Annotated in this window: 6 protein-coding genes and 1 pseudogene; 3 read left to right on the top strand and 4 right to left on the bottom strand. The window is 44.7% G+C overall.

The features are described 5' to 3' along the window. Positions 1–71: 71 nt before the first annotated feature. Entirely contained in the window at positions 72–221 is a 150-nt protein-coding gene (locus IJJ71_RS05880) for a YqaE/Pmp3 family membrane protein (RefSeq protein WP_296845902.1), read from the bottom strand. A 137-nt stretch (positions 222–358) separates the two neighbouring features. Between IJJ71_RS05880 and IJJ71_RS05875 the strand changes: the two genes are divergently transcribed. Further along, positions 359–850 carry an NAD(+) diphosphatase gene (locus IJJ71_RS05875; RefSeq protein WP_296845901.1) on the top strand — a complete coding sequence of 164 codons (492 nt, stop codon included), beginning with the start codon at positions 359–361 and terminating at the stop codon, positions 848–850. A 157-nt stretch (positions 851–1,007) separates the two neighbouring features. Here the strand turns inward: IJJ71_RS05875 and IJJ71_RS05870 are convergent, their stop codons facing one another. The 3 genes from IJJ71_RS05870 to IJJ71_RS05860 form a co-directional block, all read right to left on the bottom strand. Then, the gene (locus tag IJJ71_RS05870; protein WP_296845900.1) at positions 1,008–2,207 is read right to left on the bottom strand and encodes an iron-containing alcohol dehydrogenase; all 1,200 of its coding nucleotides are present in this window, start codon (positions 2,205–2,207) and stop codon (positions 1,008–1,010) included. A gap of 223 nt (positions 2,208–2,430) precedes the next feature. Continuing rightward, on the bottom strand, positions 2,431–2,973 hold the full coding sequence (locus IJJ71_RS05865) for a glutathione peroxidase (protein ID WP_296845899.1): 543 nt from the start codon (positions 2,971–2,973) through the stop codon (positions 2,431–2,433). A 27-nt stretch (positions 2,974–3,000) separates the two neighbouring features. Then, a complete protein-coding gene (locus IJJ71_RS05860; protein ID WP_296845898.1) occupies positions 3,001–3,408 on the bottom strand; it encodes a flavodoxin family protein in 408 nt (135 codons plus the stop codon). A gap of 217 nt (positions 3,409–3,625) precedes the next feature. On the opposite strand from IJJ71_RS05860, the gene IJJ71_RS05855 reads away from it, so the two are divergent. Both IJJ71_RS05855 and IJJ71_RS05850 read left to right on the top strand, forming a co-directional pair. Beyond that, positions 3,626–4,051 carry a NifB/NifX family molybdenum-iron cluster-binding protein gene (locus IJJ71_RS05855; protein WP_296845897.1) on the top strand — a complete coding sequence of 142 codons (426 nt, stop codon included), beginning with the start codon at positions 3,626–3,628 and terminating at the stop codon, positions 4,049–4,051. A gap of 168 nt (positions 4,052–4,219) precedes the next feature. After that, a pseudogene (locus IJJ71_RS05850) lies at positions 4,220–4,419 on the top strand (nitrogenase component 1); the annotation flags it as partial.

Below are 4,419 nucleotides of genomic sequence, written 5' to 3'. Positions count from 1 at the left end.
TGAAATCTACATGGGCCGGGTGAACACGAAGGAAACTTTCTCCCACGGATGATGGTGAAGGGGAAGCGGGGTTACTTGTTGTTAATCACCAGAGCCCCGATTACGCCGGGAACCCAACCGACAAGTGTAAGAAGAGTAACGATGATGATTGAGCCACAGCCTTTGTCCAAAACTGCGAGTGGGGGAAAGATGATGCATAATAATACGCGAAGAATGCTCATGATTTATTCCTTATATTCTGTACTGTGACTTGTTCAATTTCATCCATGTTTGTTTCAAGTAATTTCCAATAAATTCTTTTGTTGGCTTTCTTCTCCTCTATCTTACCAATCTCAATTTTTCCTGCTACAATATTTCCATGAGTTCATATTGCACAGAATGTGGTACGCTTCTTGTCGAAAAGGAGCTTGAAGGTGAGGGGCTTGTTCCTTATTGTGAAAAATGCGGTCAGTATCGGTTTCCGCTTTATAATGTGGCTGTCAGCATGATTGTGATTGACGAATCAACTGGAAAGATTCTTCTGATTCAGCAGTATGGGCGGCCTGTTTATATTCTTGTTGCGGGCTATGTGAACCGTGGTGAGAAGCTTGAGGATGCCGCCGTTCGTGAAATCAAGGAAGAGACCGGCATGACTGCAAGCCGAGTTCATTTCAACAGAACGAGTTTCTTTGAAAAGTCAAACACGCTTATGTGCAATTTCACGGCTTTCGTAAAAGATGCTAGCGAACTGAATCCGAACAAGGAAATTGATTCTTACAAGTGGTTTGATTCAGATGAAGCCCGAAAGAGTATTCTCCCAGACAGCCTGGCTTCCAGCTTTTTGAACGCTTATCTTGATGGGTTGCGTTAGGGGGTGTAGCACTGCCGAAGGCATTCCGAAATGAAGGAGCATTGCGACTGAATGGAGGAATGGAGCGTTAGCGGAAGTGCGGAACACCCGACCGCCTGCCGAAAGCAGGCGGTAACGCCCGGCATTATCGACGTTATTTTAACGACCTTTTATTTTTTTATCGGCTCATCTTAAAAATCTCCAGCATATCTTCCTCATTCAGAAGTTTGGCCGAGCCTTTGGGGCCGCCGGTGCCCACGTAGCATTTGTGTGCCATGAGTTTTAAGTCTTCGTCGCAGGCTTTTACGCCAAGTTCCCGGAGATTCGTTGGCATTTTGATTTCGCGGTAGAAATCTTCCATGGCTTCGATGCCTTTGAGCGCGATTTCTTCATCCGAGCCGCTTGCTGACACGCCCATTACATTGATTGCGAATTTTTTGAAGCGGGGGAGGCAGTCTTTGTAAACGTATCGTGCCCAGCTTCCCCAGATTGCCGCAAGCCCTGCTCCATGTGCCACGTCGTAAAGACCTCCAAGCTCGTGCTCCAGTTTGTGAGTCATCCAGTCGCCGCCATCGTTTCCGCAACCTGTGAGTCCGTTGTGCGCGAGGCTTCCTGCCCACATGACTTCGGCACGTGCGTCATAATTCTTGGGGTCTTTTGCAAGAATCTTTGCGTTTTCTTTGACTGTGCGGAGAAGGGCTTCTGCCATTGAGTCGGTGATTTCCATGTTGCCGCCGTTTGTGAAATAACGTTCCATTGTGTGCATCATGATGTCCGTGCAGCCGCAGGCAGTCTGATAATCCGGCAAAGTCATCGTAAGTTCCGGGTTCATGATTGCAAAGCGCGGACGGCCAAAATCGCTTGAATATCCGCGTTTGACAAGCCCTTCTTCCTTTGTGATAACCGAAGAATCGCTCATTTCACTTCCTGTTGCCGCAATCGTGAGAATAACGCCAATCGGAAGACAGCCTGTTACTTTTCGTTTGTAGTCGTAAAAATCCCACACATCGCCGTCGTTAGCCACACCGTAACCAATCGCCTTTGCTGAGTCAATCGCACTTCCGCCACCAACAGCGAGAAGAAAATCAATCCCTTCTTTTTTGCAAAGTTCAATTCCTTCGCGTACAAGCCCAAGGTGAGGGTTGGGAACAGCACCGCCAAGTTCCAGATAGCTGATTCCGGCTTTGTCCAAAAAGCCTTTGACACGAGGCAAAAGACCTGAGCGAACCACGCTTCCGCCGCCATAATGAATCAAAACTTTCTTTCCGCCGAATTCCTTAATCAAATCCGCAACTTTTTCTTCGGTGTTCTTTCCGAACACGACTTTTGTAGGTGTATAATAATTGAAGCCGAACATTTTTCCTCCGTGATGTGGCATGTGCCAGATGATTTTATAATTGTAAGTTGGGAATATCTGAAAAGCAAGGAATTTTTCGGGATTGATTCTTTGGAATTCACACGGTAAATGAACTTCTAAAAAATGGCCCCAAAGGCAAGGTCAAGAGAAAAGAAGAAGCCCCAGAAGATAAAATATCAACTGGAGCTTTGCCAGAAAATGACGAAAGTGTAATTCTAAATCGAGCTGCCTTTAGGGCAAAAACTTAGCCAAGCAATGCTTTGACACATTCCTCAACTTTGGCCATGTCGGCAGTAGGTTCAAAGCGGGCTACTACGTTTCCGCTTCGGTCAACAAGGAATTTTGTGAAGTTCCATTTGATGTCTGGTTTTTTTGCCCAGTCAGGATCTGCGGCATTGAACATGTTTTCGAGAACTCCCTTCAACTCATGCTCATCAAAACCTTCGAATCCTTTCTGTGATTTGAGGTATGTGTAAAGAGGAAGCTCGTTCGGGCCGTTTACGTCAGATTTTTTCATCTGCGGGAAAGTTGTGTTGTAGTGAAGTGAGCAGAACTCGTGAATCTCGTCGTCGCTTCCAGGAGCCTGTCCGCCAAACTGATTGCAAGGAATGTCAAGAATCTCAAGGCCTTTTTCGTGGTAGTCCTTGTAAAGCTGCTCGATTGGTGCGTACTGTGGGGTGAATCCGCAGCCTGTTGCAGTGTTTACGATAAGAATTACCTTTCCCTTGTACTCAGAAAGTTTAAGTGTTTCGCCTTTGCCTGTTGTTACTTCGTAATCATAAATCATAGTTTAATCTCCTTGTGTTTGTGTTGATTATTTATACTGGCGTGCAAATTCTCTTGCAGCCTTTAAGTCATCTTCATTTGGTCTTCCTTTGTGGAGGGCTTTGAACTCGCCTTTGCAATGGAATTCTTTTTCGTCAACTGGAATTCCGACTTTAGCGGCTTCGGCCTTTACTTTTTTGTAAGTTGAATTAAGAAGGGCGGCCGAACCGAAGTTTACAATCTTGCCAACTTTGTCCTTTGAAAGACCAGCGATAAAAGTGCGGACTTCCGGGTCGATTGTAAAAGCATAGTAAGAATTTCCCAGAAACAAAATGTCGGTTTGCTCGTTAAGGCCTTCGCTGATTGGAAGGGCTTCAACGCCAAGTTCATTTGCAACTGCTTCTGCAAGACGCTTTGTGTTACCGGTTTTAGTGTAATATCTTACAGCGAATTTCATATAACCTCCGTTTGAATAAATATTTAACTAAATTAGATTGTATACAATCTAAAATTATAATAATGCCTCTGTCTCAAATTGTCAAGGTAAATTTTCAGAAATATAAAAAAAAAGGTTTTAGCTATTGCATAAGTAGGTTAAAACCTATAGAATAAACCTAGTAAAGCGATAGGTTATCCGTATTGCCAGAAACAATCTTTCGCTTTACAGGGGTACTATGTCAGAAAAATATAAGGTTGCGGTTGCCACCAGCGATGGAAAAACAGTCGATTCTCATTTCGGACATGTTCAGTCTTTTTTGATTTTCGAAGTTGATGAAGAAAGCGGCAAGGCAGAGGACATCGGGGAGAGAGATGTTACGGCTGCCTGCTCAGGAGGCTCTTGTGGAGGAGTGCAGTCTGGGAGCGATTCTGGCTGTGGCGGCCACAATGGGGCAGGCGAGGGGCACAGTCAGATGGACGAGATTGCGAAAAGTCTGAGCAATGTGGACTATGTTCTGGTTGCGCGCATCGGTCCGCATGCAATTCGTGCATTGGCAAAATACAATGTGACTGCCTACGACATAGTTCTTCCGATTGAAGAAGCAATATCAAAAATCAACGAATACAGAATAAAAATAAAAGAAAGAAAAAATAGGAAATAAGAATGAATCCCTCACAGAGTTTAGGAGGGCACAGAGAGATGCTTGTCTGTGAAATCTTTAACCATGATCGTATTTTTCTGCAACAATATTGAGGTTAAAGATTTGATTTAAGAAAATCTCTCCGTGTACTCTGTGCTCTCTGTGAGGAATTTAAAAGGGGTATTGAGTATGGCGAAAATTCTTGATCAGCCGCGATACAAGTGTGCGTTGGCGGCTATGCAGACTGTTCAGTCTATTACGGGGGCAATTCCTGTTCTTCATTCGGGACCGGGATGCGCTTCAAAACTGAACGACAACAATGGAACCAGCGGACGATACAGCCCGAACATCTTCCCTTGTACTTCGATTTCGGAGAAGGAAGTTGTATT

Origin of the sequence: Treponema sp. (assembly GCF_017430385.1) — a bacterium.
GTDB lineage: Bacteria > Spirochaetota > Spirochaetia > Treponematales > Treponemataceae > Treponema_D.
The sequence above is the reverse complement of the archived record's forward strand: the minus strand, read 5'-3'. Positions and strand labels throughout refer to the sequence as shown.

What these genes read in the sequence shown, in the direction of transcription:
- IJJ71_RS05870 (WP_296845900.1), bottom strand. Translation starts at nt 2,207, where the DNA reads ATGCCACATCACGGAGGAAAAATGTTCGGCTTCAATTATTATACACCT.
- IJJ71_RS05860 (WP_296845898.1), bottom strand. Translation starts at nt 3,408, where the DNA reads ATGAAATTCGCTGTAAGATATTACACTAAAACCGGTAACACAAAGCGT.
- IJJ71_RS05875 (WP_296845901.1), top strand. Translation starts at nt 359, where the DNA reads ATGAGTTCATATTGCACAGAATGTGGTACGCTTCTTGTCGAAAAGGAG.
- IJJ71_RS05880 (WP_296845902.1), bottom strand. Translation starts at nt 221, where the DNA reads ATGAGCATTCTTCGCGTATTATTATGCATCATCTTTCCCCCACTCGCA.
- IJJ71_RS05865 (WP_296845899.1), bottom strand. Translation starts at nt 2,973, where the DNA reads ATGATTTATGATTACGAAGTAACAACAGGCAAAGGCGAAACACTTAAA.
- IJJ71_RS05855 (WP_296845897.1), top strand. Translation starts at nt 3,626, where the DNA reads ATGTCAGAAAAATATAAGGTTGCGGTTGCCACCAGCGATGGAAAAACA.